Source organism: Bacillus sp. FJAT-26390, assembly GCF_001682865.1.
Classification (GTDB): domain Bacteria; phylum Bacillota; class Bacilli; order Paenibacillales; family Paenibacillaceae; genus Pristimantibacillus.
The window spans coordinates 134,796-159,105 of the sequence record NZ_MAQX01000002.1 but is presented as its reverse complement, the minus strand read 5'-3'; the positions used below and the strand labels follow the sequence as shown (position 1 = coordinate 159,105).

The following is a 24,310-nucleotide window of genomic DNA, read 5'->3' as shown; positions in this document are numbered from 1 at the left end:
TGTTCTTAGCGATGTGCGGGGCAACCGTTTCACCCAAATGAAAAACGGAGTTTTTGCCTATGATGAAGTTAAGCACAATGAGAACAGTGTTGGATACGGTGGATGGCGGCTGGAGAAGCCCGCTTGCGAATCAGATTTTGGAGCGCTGGGGCTACGATGAGGGAACGGTATTTTTCTGGCGTGCCAGCGCTAACTTTGTATTTATTTTTCGGCGTGAGGGCTGTGAATTTTACCTGCGGTTTAACGTGGCATCGGAAAGAGAGCTTGCTATGATTAAGTCTGAGCTCGACGTGGTTCTTTATATGGGTAAGAGAAGGCTTAAGACGGCGCAGCCGGTTATGTCTACGAATGGGCAATTTATCGAGACGGTTGAAAGTGAGCTCGGTACCTATCATGCCGTCGTATTTGAAGCGATGCCTGGCGAGCATCTTGAGCTGGATGAGCTGGATGAGAAGCAGTTTTATGATTGGGGAAGCGCTCTTGGACAGCTGCATGAGGCTATGAAGAGTGCGCCAGAACAGCTTACGGCGTCCCGCCCTAGCTGGAGGGAGCTGTTAGAGCACGCGCTGGATGTTTTGCCTGCTGAAGAGAAGGCAGCTAGGTCGGAACTTATGCGCTGCATGAAGCAGGCAGAAGAGCTTCCTATGGATAACAGCAATTACGGCTTGATCCATTATGATTTTGAGCTGGACAATCATCGGTGGAAGGACGGAGAAATCGGAATTCTTGATTTTGACGATTGTTGTATGCATTGGTATGCGGCTGATATTGCGTATGCGCTTGGTGATCTGTCGGATGATGGAATCGATTTGAGCGACTATCGCGTGATGGCATTCATGAACGGGTATAAGCAGGAAACGGAACTTTCTGAAGATATGCTGGGCCAGATGAAGCTATTTGAGCGGATCGATGAGCTTCTCGGATTTGCGAAGCTGCTGCGCTCGGTCGAAGAGCTTTCAGCCTCTGATGTTGGGGAGCGGCTAGATAGCTTAAGGGTTAAGCTGAAGGGGTTCATGGATAAGAGCAGAGCGGCGTTTGCGGCAAGTGCGGAAGGATGATTTTGATGAGCGGATTATGGTAAGCTTATTCAATAACTATAGGGTAAGGGGACGATCAAAACGATGAATGATCGGTTGAGTGCTGGCTTGAAGCCTATGATCGTTACGAATGGAAAGATCGTATTGCTGGATCAGGCGGTGGAGGCTGCTGTAGCGGTCGTTGATGGCCGAATCGATGCTATTCTTGAAGACGAAGCGGCTGTAGAAAATTGGATGCGGCAGTTTCCGGACCCTAACGTGATCGATGCGAAGCAGCATTACGTATTGCCAGGTCTTATTGACATTCATTGCGACGCAATTGAGAAGGAAATACAGCCTCGGCCGAATACATTATTCCCGCTGGATATGGCAATGCTCGAATTTGAACGGAAGCTGCCTGTTCACGGGATTACGACGATGTATCACTCGTTATCGCTCGGCGTTGGGCTCAGCCTGCGCGGCGATCACTTGCTAACGGGGATGGTTGACCATATTAACAGCTATCGAAGCAAAAGATCGATCGTTCGCAATCGGATTCATCTTAGATTCGAGGTTTCGCATTTGGCGGGCATGCCGATTGTGGAGCGATATTTGAACGAGAATGCAATTGATTACTTGTCCTTTATGGACCATTCGCCAGGGCAGGGGCAATATCGTGAACCAGGCTCTTTCGAGCGCTATGTGATGAAAAACCAAGGTGTCGGCGTTGAAGAGGTTCGTGCCATTGTCGAGGATTTGGTTAAGCGAAGACAGCTTGTAAACGAGGAGCATTTGCTGCAGCTCAGCAGGCTAGCCGCGCAGCGCGGCATCGCGATTGCGTCACATGATGATGATTCCGTTCAAAAAGTGGAAGAGTCGGCTCGTTATGGCGTTTCCGTCTGTGAGTTTCCGATTAATTTGGAGACTGCTAAGCATGCTGCAGAGCGGGGATTGCGGGTATGCGTAGGTGCGCCAAATGTCGTCAGAGGAGCGTCACATGATAAAAATTTAAGGGCAGTCGATGCGATTGGCGCAGGCGCTGCTGATATTATATGCTCCGATTATCATCCTTCGTCGATGCTCGCAGCGGTGTTCAAGCTGGCCGATGAAGGGATTGCTGCTTTGCCGGCGGCTGTACGGATGGCGTCGCTACATCCTGCGCAGGCTTTGGGCGCGGGCAGCGAGCTGGGTTCCGTAGAGATTGGCAAAGCAGCGGATCTTATTATTGTGGATCGTTATGAAGGCCTTCCTTGGGTGACGAATACGATCGTCGGAGGCCAAGTGGTTTACACAGCTGCAGTTCGTTATTGAGACGGATTGGCGTTTTCGGCATGATGAAGATGCTTGTAAAGGTAGTCAACCATTTGGTTATGGTCCTGCTCTGAGGATTGCTGCCAGATCATCTCGAACAGAACGCCGAGTCCTGGCAATGCACGCTCATCGGCACCAATGGAATCTTCAATGACTTCCGATAGCTCCTGTGCTGAATTATCTTGGACACGTCTAACGATCGCTTGGCGCAAATCAATAATTTCCATGCTAAATACCCTCCTGCCGCATTCGGATTTACTTATTTACTATGTCCATCGCTTGCTGCTTTCATTCGAATGTGCAAGCTATATGGTATACTGATGAGACGACTACAGCAATCATCCTGTAAGGAGGATTTTGTACAGATGGCGAAGAAACAGTACGCAGTAATTGGCATGGGGCGTTTTGGCTCCACCGTTGCAAAAGCATTGACGGAGATGGGCTTCGAGGTGCTGGCAATCGATTCAAACGAGCAGCGGATTCAGGATGTTGTTAATACGGTTACGCATGCAGTCTCGGCGGATTCCACTGATGAAGATGCGCTTCGGGCGCTTGGCATACGAAATTTTGACGTTGTTGTCGTTGCGATTGGGCAAGATATTCAATCGAGCATTTTGACGACGCTCATTCTGAAGGATTTAGGCGTCAAAACGTTAATTGTCAAAGCGCAAAATGAGCTCCATGGCAAGGTTGTACATAAGATCGGCGCCGATAAGGTTATTTTCCCGGAGCGGGATATGGGACTTCGGGTCGCACATCATCTGGTATCGCCTAACATTCTCGATTATATCGAGATTTCGGACGACTACAGCATTATTGAAATCAAAGCTCCTTCCCAAATGATTGGTCAAAGCTTGAAGCAGCTTGATATTCGAGCGAGGCATAAATGCAATGTTATGGCTATCAAAACGGGCTCTAAGATGAACATTGCGCCTTATGCGGATGATTTAATCGGTCCGGAGGATGTCCTTGTTATCGTCGGCAAAAACTCAGATTTATCAAATTTAGAAATCGCGTATTCGGAAGGTTAAATCTAACTATGAATGAACATTTTGATCCACTGATCTCATCTCTGCAAAATGAAAAGGTTAAGCAATGGGCGTCGCTGCTTGACAAGAAATACCGTGATCGAAGCGGCCAATTTCTTATCGAAGGCGTTCATCTTGTGCTTGAAGCGCTCAAGGGCAATGCTGACGTGACGACAATCGTCTACGATACCGAACGAGGCATTCCTGCAGAGCTTATGGCAGAGCGGGAAACGAACGATTCGGCGGCAACGCTCGGTTTGGAATGGGTACAGGCTTCACGGGCGGTTATGTCAAAATGCACAGGGACGGATACGCCTCCGCCTGTTTTTGCGATATTGTCCAAGCTCTCCGCAGATAAAACAGCTTTATTCCGTAAAAAAGGCCTCGTTGTTGTGCTGGATGGCGTACGTGATCCCGGCAATGCCGGCACGATCATTCGCAGCGCCGATGCGGTTGGAGCAGATGCTGTTATATTAGGAAAAGGTTGCGTGGATCTCTACAATCCGAAGACCGTCAGGTCGACGATGGGCTCGTTGTTCCATTTGCCAATTATGGAAGCGGATTTGAAGGTGCTTCTTCCTGAGGCAAAAGCAAAAGGCATTAAGCTTATAGGCACGAGCCTACAGGCGAAGCATACTTGCTATGGCTATGACTGGACGCAGTCCACTTGGCTGCTTATGGGCAATGAATCGGAAGGATTGTCGCATCCCGTACGCGAGCTCGTTGACGAGTCGGTCATCATCCCGATGGTTGGACAAGCGGAGTCGCTGAATGTAGCGATGGCGGCGACGGTATTGCTTTATGAGAGCTTGAGGCAGCGGAGTTATTCGGGCAAGTAACCGTAATCACGCTTGTGAGTCATAATTCATTTTGGCACATCAAAGTCAGTCCTGGTAATCAAGAAAACCTTGATTATCAGGGCTTTTTTTGTCTTTACAACAGTGTGATTATTTACGAAGAGTATAATAAGGTGAAATATTCATTGCGATTTTTAGTATCGAAATAAATGTAATGATAAATGGCACAAACCGTAAAATAGGAGGGCACGAGTGTCTTATAGCGGTGGAAATATTAGATATTTAAATTTTTTGCATTTCGCCCGCCAATACGTTGTATAGGGTGAGGCAGGTTGAAAGTGAATAACGACCGTTGTTGCTGCTGCTGCAGCACAAAATGAAGCATTTACAGCGGTACTTGATTCGCATGGGAGCGAGTCAGGCTGACGCCGAGGATATCGTTCAGGACACGGTATACAAAGCGCTCCTTTATCTTGATTCCATCGTGCCGGATAAGTTTCCAGCGTGGTTGTACAGGGTCGCGCTCAATCGTTATTGCGACATGTCTCGAAAGCATAAACGAATATAGTTGCCGATCGAAGAGGACGCCGTGGAAAGGCAACGAAATCCCAGATAGTAATGCTTTTTTTGGTTGGAAAAGGAATTTCGTAACAACAAAAATGTATTCAATATCGGTATTTTTTTATTGTAAAACGATAAATTATATGGTAAAGTCGATTTAAATTTAACGATAAGTGAGGGGCTTTTTATGGAACGAGGAACAACACTCTTTTTAAAGGCGGCTGTTATTCTTATTGGAATCCCAGTTCTTGCTTTGTGCATATTTTTGGTGCCAGAGATCGCGAATTTTGCGGTAGAATTGTATCCAGATATGACTTATTTGAAATATCTCGTGTTTATCGAATTGTATGCACCAGCGATACCTTTTTACTTTGCTCTGTATCAAGCATTTAAACTTTTAAGCTATATTGACAAGAGCAAAGCATTCTCCGAATTATCTGTACAAGCTTTAAAGAATATAAAATACTGTGCAATCACAATCAGCAGCTTGTTTGTGATAGGCATGCCACTCTTCTATCTCATTGCGGAGAAAGACGATGCCCCAGGTATCATAGTCATCGGATTGGTCTTGATTTTTGCCTCCATGGTGATTGCCGTTTTTGCTGCTGTTCTCCAAAAGCTTTTAAAAGAGGCTATTGATATAAAATCAGAAAATGATTTGACGGTCTGAGGTGAATGACATGGCGATTATAATCAATATTGATGTGATGTTGGCTAAAAGAAAAATGAGCGTAACAGAGCTTTCGGAGAGGGTTGGAATAACAATGGCTAACCTTTCTATATTGAAAAATGGAAAGGCAAAAGCAATTAGGCTTTCAACTTTAGAGGCAATTTGCAAAGCATTAGAATGCCAACCTGGAGACATTTTAGAATATAAAAATGACAGAGAGGAGGTATAACATGGACCTTAACAATCAGATTATTGAAAATATTGCTAACCCCCATGAGCTGGAGAGAATGTATAGAAAAGAACCCGAAGCTTTTAAAAAAGCATTCTCATACGCCCGGGAACATCATCCTGATTCGCAGGTTCTTGCCATTTGGTATGAAAGATTGCATTTCAAGGAGACGGCAAATTCAGAAAAAGCTTCCTTGCTTCAAAAGAATTTCTTATTCATGGGCATTTTAGCGATTCTTGCCGGGATAAGCACCAGAATAATTTTTCATTTTACCGAACAGCAAGCAATAGCTCCGATTAACCTTGTTTTTGGGATACTTCCCTTTATTGCAGCTTATTTTGTATATAGCAGTACCCCCAAAAAAAATGTTATTTATACCCTTGCATCGTTATTTCTAATCTCCGGATTTTATCTTAATGTGCTGCCACTAGAGCATAAAGATAGTATTATCCTGGCTTATCTTCACCTTCCTATTTTCTTATGGGTAGTACTAGGGCTTGCATTTACAGGTAATGAATATAGGATAGGCAGCACGAGATTAGCTTATCTTAAATTTAATGGGGAATTTTGCATACTCTACGCCGCCATGGCAATCAGCGGAATGCTGCTAACAGCATTAACCATGCAGTTATTTAGATTTGTCGGCATGGATATATCTCAATTTTATTTTAAAAATGTCGTATTATTTGGTGCTGCGGCTCTCGCTATTGTGTCCACATACCTGGTATCGAGGAACCTTAAACTTTCTAAAAATATTGCACCCTATATAGCCAAAATTTTTAGTCCGCTTGTACTTGTCACATTGGTGGTCTACCTAATAACGGTTATTTGGGTCGGGAAAAATCCATTCTTGGACCGCGATTTCCTTCTATCCTTCAACGGAATACTCATTTGTGTATTGGCTGTCACCATATTTTCCATTACCGAAAGCCGCAAAGACGAGAAAAAGAACATTTCTGATTATATAAATTTTGCCCTAATCGTTCTTGCTCTTATCATTGACAGTGTGGCTTTATCAGCCATAGTGTTCAGGCTTTCTTCTTATGGGATTACGCCCAACAGACTTGCAGTTTTAGGCGTAAACATACTTATCTGGGCCAATCTAATTTGGATTATGGTCTCCTATATGCATTTTCTACAAAACAAAACCGGGCCTTCTACTATCCAAAATGCCGTTACGAAGTATTTGCCGGTCTATGGACTTTGGGCAGCTTTCGTTACATTTACTTTTCCTTTAATTTTTTATTAGAAAGGTTCTGTTAATGTAAGATCGACCTAATCAAATTTCTTAAACTAACTGATAGTTGAAGGAAAAATGGAAGATTACGTTAATTGGACCCATGTAAGATAAGAGAAAAAGCACCCCGTGAGGTGCTAAAGCGTTAGAACATTTCGGGTAGGATCTCCCGTTAAATTCGTCTTTTGAAATAGTCAAGTTACTTTCAGTTGTAATCGTTCTTAAATATGTTCGATTATTACACAATCAGCTTTCGAAGCTTGAGCGCATGAATCCCGACGATAAAGAGCCATCCAAGGTAGGACACAATCAAGAAACGTCCGAACAAACCTGCAAGAACGTCTGGAGTGAACTGGCCATCTTGCGGGAGTTGAAGTATAAATAGTGCCATAACGACCAACATAATGGTGCTGGCAACAAACAGGCGTCCTCGAATGGGTCTCCAGGCTTCGTTACGAGCTAGAGCAAAGCTCAACAAGAGGGCTGCTACAGGCGTATAGTCGAGCGTAGCGCCTATTGCATGCATCTTACCGCTGAAAGTCGCAGCATCCGGACTAACCGATATTGGGTCGGTCACAAAGATAGCTGCGATTAATAAACCTGAGGAACTTAGTCCAAGGATAGCGAGCCCGATGTATCCCACAACGGTGCGAACTTGCGAGAAGACCACTACTCCAGCGCTTAGCAGACTCGCAGCTAGCAATACGAATGCAAGATGCATCATCCAGCCGAAGTTGCCTAGAGCATATTCGCTGATAAAGCGCCACGACGGATCGAATTCCGGTTCCAGCAGGTGGAGGATACCAAGGATGAAAACGAAGAATGCTCCCGAAAAGACGGACAATCGTGCTGCATTTGAAACAATCGCGGATATCGGTTTTGCTATCAATAGCGGTTTAGCCAATTTCCTTCTCCTTGCTGACGATGTCATAATTGAAAATCGTCTTCGCTATGATGTTCGGAGCCATCACGACTGCAGAATGGTCTTGTCCGGTCAGCGTGCGGGAGTTAACTATAGGTAGCAGCTTGGCAAGCGCTTTGGCTGCGTCGTGGAATAGCGGCTCGCTGTTTTCACCTGTCATGATCAAAGTGGGAACGTTTACTTTCCAACGGTTGGTTGGAAGTGGTTTGCCTGATTGCGTGTCACTCATAATCATGCCGTCATAGGCTAGAGTATGAGACATGCTTTCCATTGCCTGCCAAGACGGATCGGCTTTCATGTAGCCGATATATTCCGCCGGAATTCCGAGAGCTTCCGACATAAAGTATTCGACCGCTTCGCTTCTTCTGCCAGCTTCGTTTAGCGTGTTCAAATGTTGAACGTAATCTGTCGGCACGGGTTTACGACTGTCATTGATAATAAAAGGCGGTTCGTACAGATATATCTTTGTCACCTGGTCTCCTAATCGGCTAGCCGCTTCAAGGGCTAAAACCGCGCCAGATGAGCTTCCGAACAGGCGAGCGTTGCCGCCGGCAGTATGAATTAGAGTCTCAATATCCTCGACTTCGCGTTGGACGGCATACGGCATGACATCAGAACTTTGGCCACGGCCGCGACGATCATAGTTGTAGACGGTGAAATGAGCGGCGAGTTTCTCGGCGAGCTTGGCTGCATCGCGATGGTCAGCAATTGCCGATGCAATGAGAATAACGGCAGGTCCGTTTCCTTGCTTTTTATAAGCGATCTTTGTTCCATCCTTTGAAATAACTGTGTTCATATGTCCTCCCGTTAAGGTTTCTAAGTATATTTCAAGTCGGTCAAATGCTTCGGTAAAGCCTTCAACCATACCCATAGCTTCGGCGTTATCCAATTCTTCGGCACTTGAAAATCGCGTAACGATGCTAAGCTTCGTACCATTTGTCGCTGCCTCGAATTGTACGGTCGTTAACATCTCGCTGTTTTCTACAATATTCCAGTCCTTGTCGGCAAACGAGTCGGTATATACCAGTAAAGAGGGTTCATTAACCTCTTGATAAACAGCTTTACAAAAGGCTTCTTCCCCGTCATTGTCATCTGATTTTAGACTATAACGCCAAACGCCGCCGGGTCTTACATCCATCTCATACACGGTGGAGGTCCATAATTTGGGGCCCCACCAACGCGCAATGTGTTCCGGCTTTGTCCAACCTTCCCAAGCAAGTTGTTGAGGTAAGGCTACCATCCGTTCCACAGTAAGCTCACGAGAATCGCGATTTTTATGAATTCTTGTTTTAGATTTCATCATCTTTCATCCTTTTCAGATAATTTTCTAGAGCGTCAAACCGCTCTTTCCAGATGGCATGGTAATTTCGAATGTTACTGCGATAAAGCTTGAGATAAAAGCTATCAGAGATCCTCCTTTCTTTTGTAGTCGAGCATATAATCCTCGAAATTATCGAGACGCTCTTCCCAAAGGATACTAAATGAATCAAACCATTCATCTAGATCCTGGAATGGTTGAGCTTCGAGGCTATATATACGCTGCTGTGCTTTGTTGCGGGCGCGCACTAACCCGGCCTCGCTCAAAATCCGCAGATGGCGAGACACTTGCGGCTGGCCGATATTGAGGGCATGTACGATTTCGCTCACCGATCGTGGTGCTTTCTTTAATAGCTCAACAATGTTGAAGCGATTCGGCTCGGCGAGTGTAAGTAACGTTAACTGCATTGTTGTTGTGTTCATAAAAGAAATATACACGAAGGCGTATATACGTGTCAACGTATATAAAGAATTCGCACTTTTGTTATCGGGTGTTCCTCTACTTTTGAAAAATCGGGACACGATAGCTCAATAAACCACAGGAAAAGGCAGCCGGGCTAAATCGGCTGCCTATTCTCAACTAACGGGTAGGATAGCTCCAGTATTCAGGTCCTGGCGTGAGGTATTGTGAATTATTTCTAAAGTATATATTTATTCGGATTGAGGCTGTCCGCTTCATTGCATATAATGAAGGTACAACCCTTTGGGGAGATAGTTGAGGGAGGCCGCGATGAACGAGACCACATTTGACGAATCATTATTTGCAAGCTTGAAGCCGGGCTTAACCTCGTTCTGTTACCGAATGCTAGGCTCCATGGACGATGCGGACGATGCCGTTCAGGAGACGAGTATTCGGGTCTGGCAGAGCTGGAGCATGTTCAGACAGGATTCCTCGTTCAAAACTTGGGTCTATCGGATTGCCTCCAACCTGTGCTTGGACAAGCTGAGACAATCCAAACGCCGCGCGCTTCCCGTTGACCTGTTCGACCCGGCCGTCGCCATCGTCGAGCCGCGCGACACGCTGCCGGACTCTGCCTGGATCTGGCCGTCTCCCGACTTTGGGGGCAATCCGGAGGATCTGCTCGTCCGCAGAGATACCCTTCAACTGTGCTTCATCGCTCTCCTGCAGACCTTGCCTCCGCGGCAGCGCGCGGTACTCATTTTGAAGGATGTATTTGAATGGTCCTCCAAGCAGATCGCGGAAACGTTGGCGATGTCGCCGGCAGCGGTGAACAGCGCCTTGCAAAGAGCCCGAGAGACGATGGACCGGGCGCAGCTTCGCTCGGATGAACTCAGCAGCATGGACGTTCAACCGGAGCAGCAGCTGCTGTCCCGGTATGTGGAGGCCTTCGAGCAATTCGATATTGCTGCGCTCGTCGCGTTGTTCCACGAGGAAGGCTGCATGTCGATGCCGCCCTTCGAGATGTGGATCCGCGGCAAGGAAGATTTGTCCGCCTTCTATTCGCTTACTCGCTGGCATTGCGAAGGTTCGCGATTTGTACCCATTACGGTGAATGGCGGTTATCCGGCGTTGGCCCAGTATATGCCGGGCAAAGAGGGCTCTGGCCTGGTACCCTGGGGCATCCACGTCATCGAAACCAAAGAAAATCAAATCCTGCACGTTCAAAACTTCATTCATACGCCATTATTTTCGCGATTTGGGCTGCCTGAGCGAATTGACCCCAATGAATTTCGTCATTGGCTTACGTCTATATCATTGAGAATAACCAAACGACGAATATTATGAGAAAAGTGTCTATTTAAAATGGAAACGACTCAACCGACGAAAGTAACCGTGCAAGCCGTCATTCAAGCCCCTGTCGAGAAGGTATGGCGCTATTGGACCGAGCAGGATCACATCATGAAGTGGAATCATGCGTCCGAGGACTGGCATGCGCCGAGAGCCGAAAACGATCTGCGGGTCGGCGGCAAGTTTTTGACACGGATGGAAGCGAAGGATGGCAGCATGGGCTTTGATTTTGGCGGCGTCTACGATGTCGTGAATCGACATGAGGCGATCGGCTACACCATGGAAGACGGAAGAAGAGTGGAAATTGCTTTCGTCGATCAAGGGAATGAGACGAAGGTCATTGAAACGTTCGACGCGGAAAGCTCCAATCCCGTCGAGTTCCAGCAAGCAGGCTGGCAAGCGATCGTGGACAATTTCAAAGCCTTTACCGAACAAAACTAATCATTGCGAAGAAGACGCCGGGAAAGATGCCCGGCGTCTTTCTTTTTGAACCCTAGTAGGAACGTGCTCTCCGTTTGCCTTAACCTTGTGCCGCATCCATGTTCATGTAGTTAATGGCCCACAGATGACCGTCCAAGTCCACGAAGCCCCAATGATACATGGACCCATGGTCTTCAGGTTCAGCGTGCAATTTCCCGCCCAAGGAGACTGCGGTATTCACGATTTCATCGACCTTTTCCCGGCTCTCGAAGGCCAATGCGATCGTCATCTGCGCATACTTGCTCGTATCGACGGATTCCTTCTCCGTGAGCGTCTTAAAGAATGCTTGTTTGATCAGCATGACCTGCAGGTTGTCGCCGATCACGATGGCTACCGAATTCTCGTTCTCGGGGAATTGCTGGTTGAGCTCGAATCCGAGTCCGGTGAAGAACGCTTTCGATTGTTCCACATTTTTTACAGGCAGGTTGAAGCTCGTGAATGCGGACGTTAATGCCATTTTCAAAACACCTCTTCGTCAAATTAGTTTGTGTTCATTTATGCCTTCGTTTATATAGACGACAGTCGATCCTGGAATTCATCGGTTCGGAAGCGTAAATTTTGAAAAATAACTAAAAAGGAATTCGTCTGAATATATGACAATTAAAGCGTGGGTATCGAGTGACGATTACGCTATCGGGAAATGATAGTTGAAAACTAAAAGGGCTGCCGCGTGGCAGCCCTTCGTCGTTACGCTAACGGCAGATTTGTGCAACATTATTGGTCTTCAGATTTCCACTTGATCCTTACGTAACGTAATGATTTATAGTGAACGTAAGAGCAGGACGAAACACGGCCAACTGCCAAAAAATCGAACAACTAAATTCGAAATCGGAGGAGAAGCAAACATGAGAAAACTCGTATTGTTCATGCATGTGTCGCTGGACGGGTATGCGTCGGATTTGAACGGAGGACTAGATTGGATTCCGTACAACGAGGAATTAGAGAAATACGCCGAGGAGGTCGTAGCCGAAGTCGGCTCTCCCGTATACGGACGCACGACGTATCGGATGATGGAGAGCTACTGGCCCACGGTGCTTGACAATCCGGATGCGTCGAGGCACGGTATGGAGCATGCCAAATGGCTGCAGGATGTTAAGAAGATCGTTATTTCCGGCTCGATGGACATTGTCGAATGGAACAATACGATGCTGATCAAGGACAATATTGCAGATGAAATCAAGGCGCTCAAGGAGCAGCCTGGCAAAAACCTCGTTATCTTCGGCAGTCCGGGGGCGGCGAAGACGTTGCTTGAGCTCGGCCTGATCGACGAATTCCTGCTGACGATTTGTCCGATCATCTTGGGCGGCGGAAAATCGGCATTCCACGGCGATGGTGAGAAAATCAGGCTCAAGCTGCTGTCCAGCCGAACGCTCAAGTCGGGCATTATCGCGGCCCGCTATGAGTTGGAGAAATAGCCGTGCCGTACAAGAATTTCCAATATCGGGTAACGATAGCACAACAACACCAGGCTGCCGGTACGATCGGCGGCCTGTTAAGCTAACAGGCAACGATAGATGAATAACACCTATTGATGAGCAGGCGCTACGATAGCCTGCTCTTTTCATTAAATTAACTGGCAGTTTAGATGAAGATACATTCTGGTGAGCCATATCATAAGTAACGGTATAGCCTGGTACTCGTTGAAGGATTATGGATGCTTGTAGCCTATAGCGATCTAATTCAAGCTATTCGCCATTTCCGTTAGTCCCGAATGACTGAGCTTCGATTTCTGGAAGATCGAGCAACCGCCCATTTTAACTTAAGGGAGTATCGGCCTTTAGATGATCGGAACCTACGAGTTCGCCTTCGATTCAATTATGCAGTGGCAGCTAAAGTGAAGGAACCGAAAAATCGTTTTATCGAGGAGATGGAAGTGCATCCAGATGGATTGGATGTGGTCTTGCGCGTTCGTCAACTGGACGAATTGATGCCGTGGGTGCTGGGCTTGGGAGCGAATGCGGGGGGTAGTGGAGCTTGAATCAGTTCGAATTCGGATTCGCGAGGAAGCCGAAAAAATGTTGAAACGCTACTGACATTACGTTGTCAGTAGCGTTTTTGTATAGTCGGAGTATGCGAATATCGCAGTGCTTTGGAGATGGGGCGACCTTTCTTACAATCTTATCGTAGAGGTGGAATTTAATCGTGAGTAATGTCAATTGGGAAGTGGACCCGGACCACAGCTCCGTCGAGTTTTCGGTGTCGCATTTAATGATTAGTAGAATCAAAGGCGTATTCGAGCATTTTCAAGCGATCTTGAGCCTTGACCCTAATGATCTAACAACGATCGGTATTCAGGCTTCCATAGATGCTAATAGTATCTCAACTCGCCAGCCGCAACGAGATGAACACCTGAGGAGCGAGGACTTTCTGCATGCAGCCAAGTATCCAACCATTGCGTTTCAAACCACCAGCTGCATCCTTAATGGCGAACGGCAATACGAGCTTACGGGCAATCTAACGCTGCATGGCGTAACGAAACCGATCACTTTTCATACCGTTTTTGAAGGACTAAACAAAGATCCTCGTGGTCGGGAACGTGCAGGATTTCATTCAACTGCTAGTATTGAACGCAACGAGTTTGGATTGACATTTAATTCGCCGCTGGAAACAGGCGGTATTATCGTCGGAAATGAAGTGAGGATCGAGCTTTATATCGAGGCAATTAAAATAGCTTAACGATTCTAAAAGCCATCCTTTTAGCGGGGTGGTCATTTTACATACTAGCCGTTACAGGCAGAGCGGAGAACCGTATCACATATAAAAGGCAGGATCGGGGAGTGCCCTTATCCTGCCTTCTTTCGTATTATATGTTTTTTACTGTACTAAATTATCCAAATCCGGCTGCAATTTTTTCCGAAGAACATACAGCATGATGGCGCCAACAAGGAACGCGACGGCATCCGAAATGACGATCGACCAGACTACCCCGTGGAAGCCGTTCATTCGATTGGCGATATACAACACAGGAATTAGAGTAATTCCTTGAATAACTGACATAATAAACGCGGCGGTTCCTTGCGCGGTTGCTTGAAAGATCCCCGTAAACAACGAGGTCATTCCTGTAATGAACAAGGATAAGAACGTCACATGTAGAATGTAGCTGCCCATTTCAATTAATTGCGGATCATTCGTAAATAAACCAATTAAATGGTCGGAAATCAGATAGACGATAACGCCGAACACGATTGCTAACACCACAATCGCTTTGATCGTGAATCCAATGGTATGTTTCATGCGTAATTTATTCGCTGTAAAAGAAAAGGCAATCAACGGAACGACTCCCTCGCATAAGCCCATCAGAATAAACTCAGGAAATTGTAGTAAACGTGATGATATTCCGAACCCTGCTATGGCCTGATCTCCATATTCGACAAGAAAATGGTTAAAGATGAGCGACATTGCACCCAAGAAGATACTCATAACAAAGACGGGAACTCCAATTTTGAATATATGGCTTAGAATGTCCTTGGAAGCCTTGAACCATTTTACGGAGACGGTTAAGAATTGGCTCTTATATCCTATATGGAAGGCGTAGAATGCACTTGCAACCACGTTAGAGATGACCGTAGCAGATGCAACGCCGTTCACGCCCCAATGGAAGACGAAGATGACTAGCGCATCGAGAATAATATTTACGACAACACTGAGAATCATACCAATCATCGACGTGATTGCTGCACCCTCCGAGCGCACGATATTCTCCAGCGTGAAGAATAATACGACGAATGGTGAACCAATAAGCATAATCGTGACATAATCCTTCGTGAATCCGAAGGATTCAGTCGTTGCTCCTAGGCCTTGAACGATTGGATTGATCAACGGGAGGCCAACGGCCATCACGATAAGACCGAGAACTAAACTGCTGTAAAAGGCGAATGAAGACACATGCTTTAGATCATCATATTTTTTCTCTCCCAGCAAACGGGAGATGAATGTACCGCTACCGATACCAATCAAGTTGCCTAACGCCATAATCACCGCGAATAAAGGCAAGGTTAACGCGAGTGCGGTTAACATGGCAGTATTGTGAAGTGTACCAAGGAAATAGGCATTCAAGATGGAATATATGACACTCATTGACGTGCCTAGCATCATCGGTACAGCGAAGTGAGCTACGGCTTTTGCGACCGGTGCTTTTTCAAAGTAATGGAGATTTTCTGCATCCATACGGGTCACCACTTTCTTTATTTATTTTGGTCTTCAGTCTAACGGTGTTAGGTTGAACCTTACAGTGTTAGATGATATCATGAACCTATGAACCTGTAAAGCATAAACTTACACTGTTAGATAAAAGGACGGATACCGATGAAAAAGCAGCAGCCTCAAATTTCGGAGGATAAGATTTTGGAAGCCTCGTGGGAGCTTCTGGGGGAGGAGGGCATCGAGAAATTCAGCATGAGACGATTGGCCGACCGACTGGGGATTCAGGCTCCCTCTTTGTACTGGTACTTCAAGAGCAAGCAGAATCTCTATCAACGTCTCGCCAACCAGGTATCGAAAATGATTCTGGAGGAGTTCCACTCCGAGGGTGACTGGAAGGAGCAGCTGACGGGGCTTGCGGTAACGGTACGGAGTGTTCTCAGCCGGTATCCCTGCTCCACGCAGCTCATGATGATGACACTGCCCCACGAACCGGACATCATCCGGTTCACCAACCGTATGCTGCTCTGCGTGGAATCGACGCCGCTTGAGCAAGAGGAGAAAATGCAAGTTGTTACTACACTTGTGAACTATGTCTTCTACTTCGTTCTGGACGATTATCAGCATGAGCGCAATGTCTCCGCCATCTTTAAGGACCAGGAAGCTCTTCCGGGTGAGGAGATGATTCGCCTTCTGGACACCATGAGCGAGACGGAAGCGGGACTATTCCGGAGGATGTTCACGAACGGGCTATTCGAGCTGATGGGGACCGACGGAGCGTTTGAGTTCGGATTGAAGCTGATTCTGTTGGGGATTGAGCAAGTGATAAAGGAGCAGGAGAAGTAACTTAATCCTTGCATAGGCTGGTCATTACGACCGTTTACAGGGGAAGTAGTATTCTCCAACCATTCAATCCTATGATGTGCGTATTGAAAAACTAACACGCCATCGCATTGTCCAGTAAGGGCTTTTTTCCTTTTCAATGAATCTTGCGAATAGCTTAACAGGGCTAGAGTCCTTACTCATGCACTTGGTAGCGTAGGGTTGGGTTCACCGATGCCCCTAATTGCTTCCATTAACAATAATGCTGCCTTGCCTAGGAAGTTTTTGTCTTTATAAGCGATGCCTATCATGATGACAGGATTCAAATCGGCTATAGGTCTTATGACCAAGGAGCCTTCCTGTTCCAGGCCGCTGTAAATCGGAACAATCCCGATGCCGAACTCTGCCTTAACCATTTGTTGAATGACAAAGAAACTTCCAACCTCCATACAAGAGAACAGGTTTCGTCCAGTTGGATAAATCGCTGTTTCCCAAAGCTCTCGATAAATACAAGTCGGTTCTTTGACTAGAACGGTTAGCCCCTCGAGGTCGCTCGCCATGATGCTATCTCGATCGGCTAATGGGTGATTTATGTTTAACATGACCCCTAATCTTTCCTCGATCAGTGGCTCAAACTCCAGCATGAGCCTCGAAGGGGGGGCCGAGCAAACGCCGAATTCCAGTTCGCCGGCCCGAACCCTCTCCGCAATCGCTCTGCTGCCGCTTACTTCCATGGTTAACTCCACTTTCGGTCGAGTCTTGCAAAAGTCAGCTATAACGGTCGCTATCTGCTGGCTTGCGACGGGCTCGATAGCGGCAAACCGCACCGAGCCGTTATCTCCCACAGCAATATCCGAGACGGTCTGCCTCATGGTTCCGATCGACTTCAGTAAAGCCGAGGCCTCATGATGGAGCCATCGGCCGGCTTCGGTCACGATCATGCGTTTTCCGTCGCGCACGAATAAAGAAACGCCCAGATCAGCCTCGAGACGCTGAATCTGAAGGGTTACCGTAGAGGGAGCATATTGGAGCTCCTCGGCGGCTTTTAGAAAATGTCCAAGACGCACGCAAGCCTCGAAGGTTTTTAAAGCTCGAAGATCCATTGTCATCACCTTTGTTTAAGTTATTCGAACTATTTGTTCATATAATTCAATTTTACAAAACATTCCCCGGATTTTACAATAGGGTCAACGGTATCATGGTGAAAGGATACCACAGAAGGGGGATTTATGATGACAAACTCGGTAATTACTCGCGGCAATCCAGCGGTATCCCACTGTGCCTTTACGTTTGATGACGGCCCGATGCGGATTCCTGTTGACGCATGGCTGGATGCCTTGGAGCAGGGAGGCGCGCGCGGGACGTTTTTTTTTACGGGTGAGTGGTTCGATCGGTACCCGGCGAAAGCAAGAGAAATGCTAGCCAGGGGCCATGAGCTCACAACGCATACCTACCATCACCGCAGAATGGCTGATGTGCCCAAAGCCATATTCTTCGAAGAGCTGAAGCTGGCTGAGCTCGCTTATCAAGAAGCTACGGGAAGGCCGGTTCCGACCTTCATGCGTTTTCCTTACGCCTCTTATCGGGAGGAGAATTTGGAATGGCTCAGGGAGTGGAACTATCTGCACATCGAGGGGGAGGATACTGTCGACTGGTCGGGACCGCCAAGCGCGCAGATTGTGGAGCGGGTGATCCCTAAGCTGGTCAATGGGTCGATTTTTATGTTTCATGCCAATGAAATCGCCAAAGAGACGCCGCAGGCCGTAAAATCTCTTGTACACCATACTCACGCCAAAGGTCTTGCCGTGGTTCCCATATCGGAACTGCTTCATGCTGATGGCATCTCAACAGGCAAACGTAGCTGGCAAGTCCGCTTAAAACCGACCCTCCAAGGTTCTTTCCATAGTGAGCAGTGGAAAAGTGTAGCTGGGGAAGATGAATTGCGGAAGCTGGCCGCCGATTCGCTTGAATGGGGGAACCCGAAAGCCCCGACAGGGTCCGGCGCCTATAGAAAATGGCTGCAAGCGCTCTCAATGCAGGTCGAGTCGGATGGCGAAACGCGTTTTGTCGCCCGCAGCTTTGCCGACCAGCACTGGGCATACGTGCGTGCTTCCGTCCGCGGCGGCGCGCTGGTGCTGGATGACTTCGCTACGAAGGAAGCCCATGCGGATGCCTTGGTATATATCCTGCAATGGGCGGCTCACGAGGCAGCAACCTTGGGTTGCGAGTGGATTGCCAGCACACAGGACATGCGCCGTATTCACAAGCTGTGTGAACAGCTGGGCTTCGAAGCGGAGATTGTTTTGCAAGAAGGATAGCCACTAAGTAGAAGACATATATCCCATACAGCACAACCACAATGATATGACTCAGGTTCGCCAGAGAGTCGCGTAAATGGAGTGAGCTATATAAATAGACCGTCCTTTTAATAAACTACGTTTCATTTGTTAAGCATAACCACCAAGTGGAGGTGCGATCGGCCAGATCGCAGCGATAGAAATTAAAATGAATCTTGAAGCTTCAATAATTATCATCAGATGTTGGGTGACTAGAACATTATCTTATTAAAGTCCGCTAATTTTGGGGGAAGATGGGGCATATGGGTACAAAATCCGCATTTAATTGGATTACTCTATGGGCATCGTTTTTGTTTGTCGTCATACTCGGTTTTTCCCGGCTCTCCTACGGCATGTTCTTGCCTGGGATTCAGAGGGAGATCGGGGGGAGCTACGGACAGTTGGGTATATTGGGCACAGTCAACTTTATCGGCTATTTGGTCGGGACATTGTGTCTTTCTCCTTTGATCTCGCGGTTTTCAGACCGCAAACATGTCATTAATCGGGTGTCTTGCTTATTGCTCGGATTGACTTTAATCGGCTCGGCATTTAGTGATCATTTCGCCCAACTTGGGCTTTGGCGGTTCGCAATTGGATTGTTATCGGCCTTCGCTACAGTGTTAGTTCTGTCCATTGCATTGGATGCCGTTCGACCGGCGGAACGAGGAGCGGCATCGGGTCTTATATGGCTGGGTGGATCTGCCGGCATTCTAGTGACGGGTTTATTCGCCCCCTTGACCATAGATCCGTCACACTTGCAGGGATGGCGGTATGCTTGGGTGGCCATGGGCGTATTCGGGGTAATTGCCGCGTTCGGATTCGAGGTCGTCACCAGAAAAAGGGGAGCCGAAAAAATACACTCGCAAACTGAATCGAAGCCATGGGACAAAGAAAGCGTAAATGTGTATCGTCTCCTGTTGAGCCCGAAGAGGCTCTTGTTCCTAATCGCTTCTTATTTCTTCTTCGGCTCAGGATACATCATCTATTTCACGTATTTGATTCCTTATCTGGTGAGCAAAGGCATTCCATCGCTCTATGCCGGGTTGATATGGTCCGGAATCGGATTTGCGGGTTTGTTTAACGGATGGATCGGAGGCAAAGCCATTGACCGATGGCCGAGCGGGTATACGCTTGCATCGGGGTTAACCTTGGGGACGATCGGTGTGAGTGGGGTAATCACCAATAATATGTTATTTACTGTGTTGGGAGCCGCCACGATTGGACTGGTTTCCTTTATTACCCCGCCGCTGATGACGACTGCGCTTCTTCGTCGTCATGTCCCTCATCACGCGTATGCGGCATGTCTTAGCATAGCCACTGCCTTTTTTGCCTCTGGACAGATTATCGGTCCCGTCGCTGGAGGCGTGGTGGTCGAACGGTACGGCTTGCAATTCGGCGTGGCATCCAGCGCAATATTTATGGCGATTGCCGCTGCGTTGGCTGGTCTTTATGGACAACAGCAACGAAAGCTTGAGATCCGTGATTTGACTATCAGCGGTTAAAAATAGTTAGCGACGATAGCTGTCCCCGTGTGGGTGGGTTTAAGATTTGTTGAAAAGAGATGATTGAAAATGGATCAATCATCCTCTCCCAATTCAATTTTATGGATAACGGATAGCAGCCGTTAAGATCATTCGGATGCCTGTTGAACTAACGGGACACTTTTTCTCAATGGAACACAAGAACGGAGGGATTATTATTGAAACGGAAAGATGCATTCTTGCTAAGATAAAGATTGATGATTTTGAAGACGTTAAAAAAATATATGTAAATGATTTGGTCAGAAGATATTTAGGCGGTGTGATTCCCGAAGAACATACGCGAACCAAGTTTATAGAGACCTTAAATCGTTCCCAGATAGAATCTCACTTTTGGGTTGTTCGGTTGAAAATGAATAACCAGTTTATTGGTTTAATCTCTTTAGACAAACATGTAGATGGTGGCATAGAGGTATCTTATGAGCTTCTCCCCACTTGGTGGAGGGCTGGATATGCAACTGAGATACTCAGTCAAGTAATTGATTTCGCATTTAATGATCTGGAAATATCCAGGGTGCTAGCAGAGACACAGACTGCCAATGCTTCATCTTGCAGACTTCTAGAGCGGATTGGAATGAAATTAGAACGGAAAGTACAAAGATTCGGAGCTGAACAAGCGATATATTCTATTGAGAAAGCTGATAGCACGGTACCTCGTCTCTAGTGCGTGATTGGACTTCGACCTATTTAGGTGTTCATACTAACCACCTACTTGGACCTCGATCTGACAATTCCTTCAAGTGTCTCGAAAACGTACAAAGGATACACATTTCCTCAAATGTTTTGAGTTTTGAGCTCGAATGAAGCGCTCATTATCATGAACCAATGCCTAGCTTGGTGCTGAAGCCAATCTTCAAAGGTCCATCCAAATTATTGACTTATTCAAAGAAATAACTATGTTTTCTTTTTTATTCTCATTTTTCATGAATAGACTAATAAACTTGGGCGGAAGCCCTTTTTTATTAGTCATTTTTTGTTCTGTTTACTGCCTTTGATGATATTAAAATCGACTTCTTGACACCATGATAGAATAACGTGATATGATTAGAAAATTAGATAGACAGACAGTCGGTCTGTTTGTGAAGGAGGTGCAAAGATGAGAGTTGTAAAAGAAGCTGAAGAGCGCAGGAACGAAATAATTGACGCAGCCGATGAGCTTTTTGGTCAGAAGGGCTTTGACGGCACAAGTACAAACGATATTCTCGAAAAGGTCGGAATTGCGCGAGGAACGTTATATCATCACTTCAAGTCGAAGGAGGATATTATGGACGCGCTGATTGAGCGGTATGGCGTCCGTCTTTTAGGCACAGCGCAGGAAATAGCAGCAGACAAGCGCATACCTGTAGTCGAGCGTATTATCCGCGTTGTTATGGCACTGAACTTAAGTGGCGGGAGCAGCAAGGATATTATGGAACATATTCATAAGCCGCAGAACGCACTTATGCATCAGAAAATAGAAAAGGTCATCATCAATGGCGTTACGCCGATACTGACGGGAATCATCAACGAGGGTATCCAGCAGGGAATATTCAACACGCCGTACCCGTATGAATGCATGGAAATGGTTGTGATCTATGCGAATACCGTTTTTGATGATGATATGGTTCAAATGACGAACGAGGAGCGCGCTTCACGCATACAAGCTTTTGTTTTCAATGTAGAGAGGTTGCTTGGTGTCAATAGCGGAAGCCTTGTAGACGTAATGCAGATGTTTGGCAGTGGATAGAGGAAGCAAAGAATAATTCGTGAAATATTTTCTTCTATGGTCGGAAGAGCACCATTGGTGCTTGGCTAAAGCTGGATTTTCTTATTCAAAAACAGAGGTGACTTATGTTTAACAGAATAATCCGCAATGACATTTTAAAGAGCAAAGCGATAACGTTGACAACAATGATATTCGTCGCTGCCTCAGCTATGCTTGTTTCACTCGCGGCGATACTCGTCGTTAATCTTTCTGGCGCGCTGGATACGCTAATGACACAAGCGAAAACGCCACATTTTATGCAGATGCATTCGGGTGAGATTGATACTGCGCGGCTTTCGGCTTTTGCGGAACAAAACAGCAGCGTCGATGAATTTCAAGTGGTGGAATTTCTGAACATTGACGGATCGGAGATTATATTGGGCGATAATTCGCTTGCGAACAGCGTTCAGGACAACGGTTTAAGCGTACAGAGCGAAAAATTCGATTATCTTCTTGATTTGGACGGAAACGTCATCAACGTATCTAACGGAGAGATTTATGTTCCGGTAAGCTATATGAAGGATAACACTGCAAAGATCGGTGACAAGGCCGTAATAAGCGGAAAAGAATTTACCGTTGAAGGATTTCTCCGCGATTCGACAATGAATTCATCGCTTTCCGCCTCTAAGCGATTTCTTGTAAGCAGCAATGACTATAAGGAAATAAAAAGCCTTGGAAATACAGAGTATCTGATTGAGTTCAGACTCAAGGATATGTCGGCGTTAAGTGCATTTGAAACCGCATATGCCTCTGCAAAACTTGAAATGAACGGTCCAACGGTTACATATGCGCTATTTAGAATGATGAATGCAATTTCCGACGGGATGATGATTGGGGTTATTCTGCTGGTAAGCCTGCTTGTCGTTGCCATCGCGTTCATGTGCATACGCTTTACGCTCCTTGCGAAAATCGAAGACGATTATCGCGAAATTGGTGTTATGAAAGCTATAGGGCTGCGTGTCTCCGACATCAAGAAGATTTATATAGCGAAATACGCGGCAATTGCGGCGGCAGGCTCTATTCTCGGTTTTGCTCTTTCGTTTGTTTTCAAAGGCATGCTTCTTAAAAATATACGGCTTTATATGGGGGAAAGCGAAAATTCTTCTTTTGCTTATGTCTTAGGAATCATCGGCATATTGCTAGTATTCCTTGCCATTATGGTCTATGTGAACGGAGTGCTGAAACGATTTCGGAAAATTTCAGCCGCGGAAGCCATACGCTTCGGCAAATCTCAGGAGCAAAACACAGGTGCTAATCGTTTTACCCTGAACGGAAACAAGCTGTTTAACACGAATGTTTTTCTCGGTATCAAAGATGTTCTCTCAAGGAAAAGAATTTACGCCACAATGCTAGCTGTACTGGTGATTTCGGCTTTTATCATGATCGTTCCGCTGAACCTATACAATACGATTTCCTCAAAAAGCTTCATCAGTTATATGGGGATTGGAAACTACGATCTGCGCATACAGTTGTCTGGCAATATCGACAATAGCTCTGAAAAAGTCGCTGAAGTCGTGGAGACGGTGAAAAGCGATCAAGCTATTTCAAAGGTTGCTGTCCTTACAACAAAAACATTCAAGGCAAAAATGGAAGACGGATCAGAGGAAAATATTAAAATTGAACTAGGCGACCATTCCATATTTCCTATCGAATATTCTGAGGGAAAAGCCCCCGCCGCAGATGACGAAATTGCTCTTTCAACTATATATGCCAATGAGATGGGCAAAAAGGTCGGCGATGTCAATACGCTGGTGATTGATGGACGGGAGAAAGAACTTACGGTAAGCGGAATTTATTCCGACATTACCAACGGCGGCAAAACCGCCAAAGCCGTATTCACCGACAATTCGGCGGGCATTATGTGGAGCATTATTAGTGCTGAGCTTTCGGACAAAGCCTTTATTGACGCGAAGTATGCGGAATATGCAGACAAGTTTGATTTTGCAAAGACTTCAGACATTGATGAATTTGTTACACAGACCCTCGGCTCGACAATAAGCTCCGTCGAAATGGGTTCCTACGCCGCAGTCGCCGTTGCGCTGTCTATAACGGCACTAGTTACATTGTTATTTATGAAAATGCTTGTGGCAAAGGACCGATATTCTATTGCCGTAATGAAAGCGTTCGGTTTTACAAACTCGGATATTAAAGCGCAGTATGTTTCGCGTACGGTATTCGTTTTGATTGCGGGAATAGTTCTCGGCACGCTTCTGGCAAACACTCTTGGAGAGAAGCTTGCGGGTTTGGTTATTTCTTCGTTTGGAGCGTCGACGTTTAATTTTGCGGCAAATCCTCTTTCGGCGTATCTGTTTAGTCCGCTAATGATGATATGCGCGGTACTTATCGCAACAAAGATCGGTACATCGGGCGCGGGACTAATAAAAATATCCGAAAATATAAAGGAGTAGACCT

At 46.4% G+C, this 24,310-nt stretch carries 26 protein-coding genes; 19 read left to right on the top strand and 7 right to left on the bottom strand.

Translation table 11 applies throughout. The features are described from left to right. The first annotated feature begins 59 nt into the window (after positions 1–59). The gene (locus tag A7975_RS09100) at positions 60–1,058 is read left to right on the top strand and encodes a phosphotransferase enzyme family protein (RefSeq protein WP_065384970.1); all 999 of its coding nucleotides are present in this window, start codon (positions 60–62) and stop codon (positions 1,056–1,058) included. Between the two features lie 63 nt (positions 1,059–1,121). After that, entirely contained in the window at positions 1,122–2,327 is a 1,206-nt protein-coding gene (locus A7975_RS09095) for an alpha-D-ribose 1-methylphosphonate 5-triphosphate diphosphatase (RefSeq protein ID WP_082198094.1), read from the top strand. Here the strand turns inward: A7975_RS09095 and sspI are convergent. Further along, the gene (gene sspI / locus A7975_RS09090) at positions 2,321–2,554 is read right to left on the bottom strand and encodes a small acid-soluble spore protein SspI (protein ID WP_053374375.1); all 234 of its coding nucleotides are present in this window, start codon (positions 2,552–2,554) and stop codon (positions 2,321–2,323) included. The genes A7975_RS09095 and sspI overlap by 7 nt on opposite strands. 93 nt (positions 2,555–2,647) lie before the next feature. On the opposite strand from sspI, the gene A7975_RS09085 reads away from it, so the two are divergent. The 6 genes from A7975_RS09085 (at position 2,648) to A7975_RS09060 (ending at position 6,861) form a co-directional block, all read left to right on the top strand. Next, positions 2,648–3,358, top strand: a complete 711-nt coding sequence (locus tag A7975_RS09085; protein WP_082198093.1) for a potassium channel family protein — start codon at positions 2,648–2,650, stop codon at positions 3,356–3,358. Between the two features lie 8 nt (positions 3,359–3,366). Continuing rightward, entirely contained in the window at positions 3,367–4,194 is an 828-nt protein-coding gene (locus A7975_RS09080; RefSeq protein WP_065384969.1) for a TrmH family RNA methyltransferase, read from the top strand. A 334-nt stretch (positions 4,195–4,528) separates the two neighbouring features. After that, the gene (locus A7975_RS09075; RefSeq protein WP_082198103.1) at positions 4,529–4,720 is read left to right on the top strand and encodes a sigma factor; all 192 of its coding nucleotides are present in this window, start codon (positions 4,529–4,531) and stop codon (positions 4,718–4,720) included. A 180-nt stretch (positions 4,721–4,900) separates the two neighbouring features. Next, the gene (locus A7975_RS09070) at positions 4,901–5,383 is read left to right on the top strand and encodes a DUF2975 domain-containing protein (RefSeq protein WP_065384967.1); all 483 of its coding nucleotides are present in this window, start codon (positions 4,901–4,903) and stop codon (positions 5,381–5,383) included. A 10-nt stretch (positions 5,384–5,393) separates the two neighbouring features. Next, complete coding sequence (locus A7975_RS09065) at positions 5,394–5,612, top strand: helix-turn-helix domain-containing protein (protein ID WP_053374379.1); 219 nt, start codon at positions 5,394–5,396, stop codon at positions 5,610–5,612. A gap of 1 nt (position 5,613) precedes the next feature. Next, positions 5,614–6,861 (top strand): DUF4153 domain-containing protein, encoded by a 1,248-nt coding sequence (locus tag A7975_RS09060; protein ID WP_065384966.1) that lies wholly within the window; start codon positions 5,614–5,616, stop codon positions 6,859–6,861. Between the two features lie 226 nt (positions 6,862–7,087). On the opposite strand, the gene A7975_RS09055 is transcribed toward A7975_RS09060, so the two are convergent. The 3 genes from A7975_RS09055 to A7975_RS09045 all read right to left on the bottom strand — a co-directional run bounded on the left by A7975_RS09055 (position 7,088) and on the right by A7975_RS09045 (position 9,511). Next, complete coding sequence (locus tag A7975_RS09055; protein WP_065384965.1) at positions 7,088–7,753, bottom strand: DUF998 domain-containing protein; 666 nt, start codon at positions 7,751–7,753, stop codon at positions 7,088–7,090. Beyond that, positions 7,746–9,074, bottom strand: coding sequence for an alpha/beta fold hydrolase (locus A7975_RS34785; protein WP_255314229.1), 1,329 nt, complete (start codon positions 9,072–9,074; stop codon positions 7,746–7,748). Before A7975_RS34785 ends, A7975_RS09055 begins: the two co-directional genes overlap by 8 nt. Before the next feature lie 101 nt (positions 9,075–9,175). Further along, entirely contained in the window at positions 9,176–9,511 is a 336-nt protein-coding gene (locus tag A7975_RS09045) for an ArsR/SmtB family transcription factor (protein WP_065384964.1), read from the bottom strand. A 307-nt stretch (positions 9,512–9,818) separates the two neighbouring features. Between A7975_RS09045 and A7975_RS09040 the strand changes: the two genes are divergently transcribed. Continuing rightward, complete coding sequence (locus tag A7975_RS09040; RefSeq protein ID WP_255314228.1) at positions 9,819–10,835, top strand: sigma-70 family RNA polymerase sigma factor; 1,017 nt, start codon at positions 9,819–9,821, stop codon at positions 10,833–10,835. 18 nt (positions 10,836–10,853) lie between these two features. Beyond that, complete coding sequence (locus A7975_RS09035) at positions 10,854–11,279, top strand: SRPBCC family protein (protein ID WP_053374383.1); 426 nt, start codon at positions 10,854–10,856, stop codon at positions 11,277–11,279. Between the two features lie 79 nt (positions 11,280–11,358). Here A7975_RS09035 and A7975_RS09030 read toward each other — a convergent pair whose 3' ends face one another. Further along, positions 11,359–11,775, bottom strand: coding sequence for a VOC family protein (locus A7975_RS09030; RefSeq protein WP_065384963.1), 417 nt, complete (start codon positions 11,773–11,775; stop codon positions 11,359–11,361). Positions 11,776–12,163: 388 nt separating this feature from the next. On the opposite strand from A7975_RS09030, the gene A7975_RS09025 reads away from it, so the two are divergent. The 3 genes from A7975_RS09025 to A7975_RS09020 all read left to right on the top strand — a co-directional run bounded on the left by A7975_RS09025 (position 12,164) and on the right by A7975_RS09020 (position 13,994). Then, on the top strand, positions 12,164–12,733 hold the full coding sequence (locus tag A7975_RS09025; RefSeq protein WP_065384962.1) for a dihydrofolate reductase family protein: 570 nt from the start codon (positions 12,164–12,166) through the stop codon (positions 12,731–12,733). Between the two features lie 296 nt (positions 12,734–13,029). Further along, positions 13,030–13,296, top strand: a complete 267-nt coding sequence (locus A7975_RS35365) for a WCX domain-containing protein (RefSeq protein ID WP_141680254.1) — start codon at positions 13,030–13,032, stop codon at positions 13,294–13,296. A 164-nt stretch (positions 13,297–13,460) separates the two neighbouring features. Then, positions 13,461–13,994: a YceI family protein gene (locus A7975_RS09020; RefSeq protein WP_065384961.1), complete on the top strand. Its 534-nt coding sequence runs from the start codon at positions 13,461–13,463 to the stop codon at positions 13,992–13,994. Positions 13,995–14,132: 138 nt separating this feature from the next. On the opposite strand, the gene A7975_RS09015 is transcribed toward A7975_RS09020, so the two are convergent. Continuing rightward, the gene (locus tag A7975_RS09015; RefSeq protein WP_065384960.1) at positions 14,133–15,485 is read right to left on the bottom strand and encodes an MATE family efflux transporter; all 1,353 of its coding nucleotides are present in this window, start codon (positions 15,483–15,485) and stop codon (positions 14,133–14,135) included. Between the two features lie 138 nt (positions 15,486–15,623). Between A7975_RS09015 and A7975_RS09010 the strand changes: the two genes are divergently transcribed. Beyond that, positions 15,624–16,304: a TetR/AcrR family transcriptional regulator gene (locus A7975_RS09010; protein ID WP_053374388.1), complete on the top strand. Its 681-nt coding sequence runs from the start codon at positions 15,624–15,626 to the stop codon at positions 16,302–16,304. A 176-nt stretch (positions 16,305–16,480) separates the two neighbouring features. Here the strand turns inward: A7975_RS09010 and A7975_RS09005 are convergent, their stop codons facing one another. Then, a complete protein-coding gene (locus tag A7975_RS09005; RefSeq protein ID WP_065384959.1) occupies positions 16,481–17,383 on the bottom strand; it encodes a LysR family transcriptional regulator in 903 nt (300 codons plus the stop codon). A gap of 126 nt (positions 17,384–17,509) precedes the next feature. Between A7975_RS09005 and A7975_RS09000 the strand changes: the two genes are divergently transcribed. From A7975_RS09000 to A7975_RS08980, 5 genes are all read left to right on the top strand, one after another. After that, the gene (locus A7975_RS09000) at positions 17,510–18,598 is read left to right on the top strand and encodes a polysaccharide deacetylase family protein (RefSeq protein ID WP_255314227.1); all 1,089 of its coding nucleotides are present in this window, start codon (positions 17,510–17,512) and stop codon (positions 18,596–18,598) included. Positions 18,599–18,879: 281 nt separating this feature from the next. After that, complete coding sequence (locus A7975_RS08995; RefSeq protein ID WP_065384957.1) at positions 18,880–20,118, top strand: YbfB/YjiJ family MFS transporter; 1,239 nt, start codon at positions 18,880–18,882, stop codon at positions 20,116–20,118. Between the two features lie 169 nt (positions 20,119–20,287). After that, positions 20,288–20,818 carry a GNAT family N-acetyltransferase gene (locus A7975_RS08990; RefSeq protein ID WP_255314226.1) on the top strand — a complete coding sequence of 177 codons (531 nt, stop codon included), beginning with the start codon at positions 20,288–20,290 and terminating at the stop codon, positions 20,816–20,818. Positions 20,819–21,250: 432 nt separating this feature from the next. Continuing rightward, entirely contained in the window at positions 21,251–21,880 is a 630-nt protein-coding gene (locus A7975_RS08985; protein WP_065384956.1) for a TetR/AcrR family transcriptional regulator, read from the top strand. Positions 21,881–21,984: 104 nt separating this feature from the next. Next, on the top strand, positions 21,985–24,306 hold the full coding sequence (locus A7975_RS08980) for an ABC transporter permease (RefSeq protein WP_065384955.1): 2,322 nt from the start codon (positions 21,985–21,987) through the stop codon (positions 24,304–24,306). The last annotated feature ends 4 nt before the right edge of the window (positions 24,307–24,310 follow it).

Bases quoted from the DNA above. Each gene is read 5' to 3' on its own strand.
- A7975_RS09100 (WP_065384970.1), top strand. From the start codon at position 60: ATGATGAAGTTAAGCACAATGAGAACAGTGTTGGATACGGTGGATGGC.
- A7975_RS09095 (WP_082198094.1), top strand. From the start codon at position 1,122: ATGAATGATCGGTTGAGTGCTGGCTTGAAGCCTATGATCGTTACGAAT.
- sspI (WP_053374375.1), bottom strand. From the start codon at position 2,554: ATGGAAATTATTGATTTGCGCCAAGCGATCGTTAGACGTGTCCAAGAT.
- A7975_RS09085 (WP_082198093.1), top strand. From the start codon at position 2,648: ATGAGACGACTACAGCAATCATCCTGTAAGGAGGATTTTGTACAGATG.
- A7975_RS09080 (WP_065384969.1), top strand. From the start codon at position 3,367: ATGAATGAACATTTTGATCCACTGATCTCATCTCTGCAAAATGAAAAG.
- A7975_RS09075 (WP_082198103.1), top strand. From the start codon at position 4,529: ATGAAGCATTTACAGCGGTACTTGATTCGCATGGGAGCGAGTCAGGCT.
- A7975_RS09070 (WP_065384967.1), top strand. From the start codon at position 4,901: ATGGAACGAGGAACAACACTCTTTTTAAAGGCGGCTGTTATTCTTATT.
- A7975_RS09065 (WP_053374379.1), top strand. From the start codon at position 5,394: ATGGCGATTATAATCAATATTGATGTGATGTTGGCTAAAAGAAAAATG.
- A7975_RS09060 (WP_065384966.1), top strand. From the start codon at position 5,614: ATGGACCTTAACAATCAGATTATTGAAAATATTGCTAACCCCCATGAG.
- A7975_RS34785 (WP_255314229.1), bottom strand. From the start codon at position 9,074: ATGATGAAATCTAAAACAAGAATTCATAAAAATCGCGATTCTCGTGAG.
- A7975_RS09045 (WP_065384964.1), bottom strand. From the start codon at position 9,511: ATGAACACAACAACAATGCAGTTAACGTTACTTACACTCGCCGAGCCG.
- A7975_RS09040 (WP_255314228.1), top strand. From the start codon at position 9,819: ATGAACGAGACCACATTTGACGAATCATTATTTGCAAGCTTGAAGCCG.
- A7975_RS09035 (WP_053374383.1), top strand. From the start codon at position 10,854: ATGGAAACGACTCAACCGACGAAAGTAACCGTGCAAGCCGTCATTCAA.
- A7975_RS09030 (WP_065384963.1), bottom strand. From the start codon at position 11,775: ATGGCATTAACGTCCGCATTCACGAGCTTCAACCTGCCTGTAAAAAAT.
- A7975_RS09025 (WP_065384962.1), top strand. From the start codon at position 12,164: ATGAGAAAACTCGTATTGTTCATGCATGTGTCGCTGGACGGGTATGCG.
- A7975_RS35365 (WP_141680254.1), top strand. From the start codon at position 13,030: ATGACTGAGCTTCGATTTCTGGAAGATCGAGCAACCGCCCATTTTAAC.
- A7975_RS09015 (WP_065384960.1), bottom strand. From the start codon at position 15,485: ATGGATGCAGAAAATCTCCATTACTTTGAAAAAGCACCGGTCGCAAAA.
- A7975_RS09010 (WP_053374388.1), top strand. From the start codon at position 15,624: ATGAAAAAGCAGCAGCCTCAAATTTCGGAGGATAAGATTTTGGAAGCC.
- A7975_RS09005 (WP_065384959.1), bottom strand. From the start codon at position 17,383: ATGGATCTTCGAGCTTTAAAAACCTTCGAGGCTTGCGTGCGTCTTGGA.
- A7975_RS09000 (WP_255314227.1), top strand. From the start codon at position 17,510: ATGATGACAAACTCGGTAATTACTCGCGGCAATCCAGCGGTATCCCAC.
- A7975_RS08995 (WP_065384957.1), top strand. From the start codon at position 18,880: ATGGGTACAAAATCCGCATTTAATTGGATTACTCTATGGGCATCGTTT.
- A7975_RS08990 (WP_255314226.1), top strand. From the start codon at position 20,288: ATGGAACACAAGAACGGAGGGATTATTATTGAAACGGAAAGATGCATT.
- A7975_RS08985 (WP_065384956.1), top strand. From the start codon at position 21,251: ATGAGAGTTGTAAAAGAAGCTGAAGAGCGCAGGAACGAAATAATTGAC.
- A7975_RS08980 (WP_065384955.1), top strand. From the start codon at position 21,985: ATGTTTAACAGAATAATCCGCAATGACATTTTAAAGAGCAAAGCGATA.